Here is a 3208-nt window from a genome sequence, read left to right as displayed (position 1 = left end):
GTTTTAATTATGATTTCGAAGGTTTATTTGAAAAAAAAGAAGATTATACTAGTGACATGATAAATTTTGTTAATGGAATATCTTTCAAATATTATATGGATAATAAACATGATAGTGCCATAAAGTTTATGCCTGACAAAAATACATTCTTGTATAGACAAAATACATACTAGTAATCATTTATATAAAAGATTAGTCTTAGAAGGTCAAATCAAACAAAATCTATGCTTAGCAGATTTTACCCCCACTCAACCTAATCTTCCGTCAAAAGGCGGAGAGGCTTTAGGTTCTAAAAAAGCTTTTCTCCTGACAAACATTGTAGTTTGCGGTCTGAAAATATTCACTACATTTACGACGCTTTAGGTACAAAACAAAAAAAGATAGTGACAGAAGGTGCGGATACAACAACTACAGTCTATTCGGGTAATTATATATACCTGAATGATTCATTGCAGATGATAAGTCAGCCCGAAGGTTATATAGAGCCAAATACCCCCGCTCGGCCTAATCTTTAGATTAGGTCAAAAAAAAGCTTTGCATCTGAAAACATGAATACATTCTTAAATAGATGAAAATACAGGCAGTCCAGTTGCTTTAAATAAAATATATTTAAGAAAAAACTTGCTCTAAATATTAATATTTCTTATATTTGTTGAAATTTAAGTAGTATGACGATACGAAAAGAAACAAATTTAAGAAAACTCTTTGGCTTATTGCTTCCAGGAACTGTAGTAACAAGTTCTTGGCTCGAGAGTTTTGGCATATCTCGAAATTTACAAAAATACTATATTCAATCAGCTTGGTTAGAGCCAGTAGGTCGTGGAGCATACAAAAAGCCAAAGGACAGAGTAGAGTGGCAAGGAGCAATAAATGCTATCCAAAAACAAACTGAAATAAAAGTTCACCTAGGTGCTTTATCGGCTTTAGCTCAACTAGGTTTTAGTCATTATTTTCGTTTCGAAAAAGAGACATTGCAATTATTTTCCCCATTACAGAATAACTTGCCTAAATGGTTTTTAGATCACGATTGGGGGATGAATATCTTACATAAAAGGACATCATTTTTGCCTTGCAATTTAGGCCTAGTAGAAATAGAAGTTAAGCAGATAGCTATAACCGTTTCAAGTCCAGAACGAGCAATAATGGAATGTTTATATTTATCGCCTACAGAAGCTGATTTGACAGAATGTTATCATATATTCGAAGGACTTGTAAATTTAAAACCCAAGCTAGTAAAAGAATTATTGCAAGTGTGTAATTCGGTAAAAGTAAAGCGATTATTTTTATTGATGGCCGAGAAATCAAATCATTCTTGGTTTCAATTTCTTGATGCAAAAGATATCGATTTAGGAAAAGGAAAGAGAATGATAGGTGAAAATGCAGTGTATAATTCAAAATATCAAATATCAATACCGAAAGAACTAGCAGAATTATGATTAAAGAAGAATATAGAAGACAAGTAGATTTATTACTTCAGGTTATACCATATGTGGCTAAAGAGAAGGATTTTGCTTTAAAAGGTGGAACTGCAATTAATCTTTTTGTTAGAGATATGCCACGTTTATCGGTAGATGTAGATTTAACATATTTACCTGTTGATACGCGAGGGCTTGCTTTAGAAAATATTCAAGCAGGACTAAATAGAATTAAAACAGACCTTGAAAAGAATATTAAGAATTTAAAAGTCAGTACCGTTTCATTAAATGGAGGAACCGATGTTAAATTAAATTGTCAAGGACAAAATGCACAAATAAAAATCGAGGTCAATACCGTTACAAGAGGAAATGTGTTTCCAACAAGATTAATGCAAGTAACTGATTTAGTACAAGATGAATTTGGTAAATTTGCTGCTATAACTGTAGTTTCAATGGCTGAGTTATACGGTGGTAAAATATGTGCCGCTGTTGATAGGCAACATCCGAGAGATTTATTTGATGTAAAACTTTTGCTGGATAACGAAGGGTTTACCAATGAAATATGGCAAGGGTTTATAGTAGGCTTAATCAGTCATTACAAACCAATTAATGAACTTATAGCTCCAGTTCTAAAAGATCAGAAATTGGCATTTGATAATCAATTTGCAGGAATGACGACTGTTGAATTTTCTTATAATGATTATATTAATACTAGAAATAAATTGATAGAACTCATTAATAATAAATTCTCTGCTGATGATAAAAAGTTTATACTAAGTTTTGAAATGGGAGAGCCTAAATGGGAGCTGTTTCCCTTATCGATATTGAAGGATTTGCCAGCTGTAAAATGGAAATTGATTAATATTAAAAAATTCAAAGAAACAAACCCTGATAAACATGGTCTCATGATTGAAGAACTAAAAAGTGTTTTAAATATTTAACTTTTCTCTGCTCGGTCGAATATTCCATCAAAAAACTGAAGGTCTGATTAGGTCGTAGAAAGTTTTTCAATTGAAAACATTGTAGTTTTCGGTCTGAAAATATTCGCTACATTTACAAGGCTTTAAGAATAATGTCTTGCAGATGATAAGTCAGCCCGAAGGTTATATAGAGCCAAATACCCAAGGTGGTTTTGATTATATTTACCAGTATAAAGACCATTTGGGTAATATCCGCTTATCTTATAAAGACGATGAGCTTTACGATACAGATTTTAATGAAGGCGTTTATTCTCCTTGGACTCCAAGTTCAAATACGACCAGTATGACTATTGAAGACGATAGACTAAAAGTAGTAACCGGAGTTCATTTAAATGGAGCCAATGGTTATTACGATTTTAAAATCAAATACAACAGGAAATATGACAAAAGATAAAATCCAGTCAATAATCCCCGATGAAATAGTGATGAACAAAATATATTTTATCCGTGATCAAAAGGTAATGCTATATAGGGATTTGGCTGAGCTTTATGGAGTTCTAACAGGAAACTTAAACAAAGCTGTTAAAAGAAATATCAAGCGTTTTCCTGAAGATTTTATGTTCCGATTAACAAAGGAAGAGTTTGACAACTTGATATTCCAATTTGGAACATCAAGTTGGGGTGGAAGCAGAAATCTTCCATATGCATTTACTGAACAGGGTGTTGCAATGTTGTCAGGTATACTGAACAGCGAAAGGGCAATAAATGTAAATATCCAGATAATGCGAATATTTACAAGGGTCCGTCAATTGTTGACCGATAATTTAAGTGTAAAACTGGAAATAGAAGAAATCAAAAAGAAACTTGAGAACC

4 protein-coding genes are annotated in these 3208 nt (G+C 32.4%); all 4 read left to right on the top strand.

From position 1 onward, the window contains the following. Positions 1-668: 668 nt before the first annotated feature. Positions 669-1436, top strand: coding sequence for a type IV toxin-antitoxin system AbiEi family antitoxin (locus J7K39_02490; protein ID MCD6178749.1), 768 nt, complete (start codon positions 669-671; stop codon positions 1434-1436). Further along, entirely contained in the window at positions 1433-2356 is a 924-nt protein-coding gene (locus J7K39_02485) for a nucleotidyl transferase AbiEii/AbiGii toxin family protein (GenBank protein ID MCD6178748.1), read from the top strand. Before J7K39_02490 ends, J7K39_02485 begins: the two co-directional genes overlap by 4 nt. A gap of 142 nt (positions 2357-2498) precedes the next feature. After that, positions 2499-2789, top strand: a complete 291-nt coding sequence (locus J7K39_02480) for a hypothetical protein (protein MCD6178747.1) — start codon at positions 2499-2501, stop codon at positions 2787-2789. After that, positions 2776-3208 (top strand): ORF6N domain-containing protein (locus J7K39_02475; GenBank protein ID MCD6178746.1); only part of this gene is annotated, 433 nt, incomplete at its 3' end. The genes J7K39_02480 and J7K39_02475, both read left to right, overlap by 14 nt.

This window comes from Bacteroidales bacterium, assembly GCA_021157585.1.
Lineage (GTDB): Bacteria > Bacteroidota > Bacteroidia > Bacteroidales > UBA12170 > UBA12170.
This window is presented reverse-complemented; position numbering and strand designations above follow the sequence as displayed.

Coding starts and splice junctions, on each gene's coding strand:
- J7K39_02490 (MCD6178749.1), top strand. CDS start 669: ATGACGATACGAAAAGAAACAAATTTAAGAAAACTCTTTGGCTTATTG.
- J7K39_02485 (MCD6178748.1), top strand. CDS start 1,433: ATGATTAAAGAAGAATATAGAAGACAAGTAGATTTATTACTTCAGGTT.
- J7K39_02480 (MCD6178747.1), top strand. CDS start 2,499: ATGATAAGTCAGCCCGAAGGTTATATAGAGCCAAATACCCAAGGTGGT.